Origin of the sequence: Archangium violaceum Cb vi76 (assembly GCF_000733295.1) — a bacterium.
In the GTDB taxonomy this organism is placed as follows: domain Bacteria; phylum Myxococcota; class Myxococcia; order Myxococcales; family Myxococcaceae; genus Archangium; species Archangium violaceum.
Window position 1 is genome coordinate 1 of sequence record NZ_JPMI01000116.1, and the last position, 1,277, is coordinate 1,277.

Below are 1,277 nucleotides of genomic sequence, written 5' to 3' on the forward strand. Positions count from 1 at the left end.
GGATCCCTTTAGTGAGGGTTAATTGCGGCCGCGAATTCTTGAAGACGAAAGGGCCTCGTGATACGCCTATTTTTATAGGTTAATGTCATGATAATAATGGTTTCTTAGACGTCAGGTGGCACTTTTCGGGGAAATGTGCGCGGAACCCCTATTTGTTTATTTTTCTAAATACATTCAAATATGTATCCGCTCATGAGACAATAACCCTGATAAATGCTTCAATAATATTGAAAAAGGAAGAGTATGAGTATTCAACATTTCCGTGTCGCCCTTATTCCCTTTTTTGCGGCATTTTGCCTTCCTGTTTTTGCTCACCCAGAAACGCTGGTGAAAGTAAAAGATGCTGAAGATCAGTTGGGTGCACGAGTGGGTTACATCGAACTGGATCTCAACAGCGGTAAGATCCTTGAGAGTTTTCGCCCCGAAGAACGTTTTCCAATGATGAGCACTTTTAAAGTTCTGCTATGTGGCGCGGTATTATCCCGTGTTGACGCCGGGCAAGAGCAACTCGGTCGCCGCATACACTATTCTCAGAATGACTTGGTTGAGTACTCACCAGTCACAGAAAAGCATCTTACGGATGGCATGACAGTAAGAGAATTATGCAGTGCTGCCATAACCATGAGTGATAACACTGCGGCCAACTTACTTCTGACAACGATCGGAGGACCGAAGGAGCTAACCGCTTTTTTGCACAACATGGGGGATCATGTAACTCGCCTTGATCGTTGGGAACCGGAGCTGAATGAAGCCATACCAAACGACGAGCGTGACACCACGATGCCTGCAGCAATGGCAACAACGTTGCGCAAACTATTAACTGGCGAACTACTTACTCTAGCTTCCCGGCAACAATTAATAGACTGGATGGAGGCGGATAAAGTTGCAGGACCACTTCTGCGCTCGGCCCTTCCGGCTGGCTGGTTTATTGCTGATAAATCTGGAGCCGGTGAGCGTGGGTCTCGCGGTATCATTGCAGCACTGGGGCCAGATGGTAAGCCCTCCCGTATCGTAGTTATCTACACGACGGGGAGTCAGGCAACTATGGATGAACGAAATAGACAGATCGCTGAGATAGGTGCCTCACTGATTAAGCATTGGTAACTGTCAGACCAAGTTTACTCATATATACTTTAGATTGATTTAAAACTTCATTTTTAATTTAAAAGGATCTAGGTGAAGATCCTTTTTGATAATCTCATGACCAAAATCCCTTAACGTGAGTTTTCGTTCCACTGAGCGTCAGACCCCGTAGAAAAGATCAAAGGATCTTCTTG

1 protein-coding gene is annotated in these 1,277 nt (G+C 45.4%); it reads left to right on the forward strand.

Going from position 1 to position 1,277, the window contains the following annotated elements; all coding sequences use genetic code 11:
- The first annotated feature begins 243 nt into the window (after positions 1 to 243).
- Positions 244 to 1,104 carry a broad-spectrum class A beta-lactamase TEM-1 gene (locus tag Q664_RS54120; RefSeq protein ID WP_000027057.1) on the forward strand — a complete coding sequence of 287 codons (861 nt, stop codon included), beginning with the start codon at positions 244 to 246 and terminating at the stop codon, positions 1,102 to 1,104.
- Positions 1,105 to 1,277 lie beyond the last annotated feature (173 nt).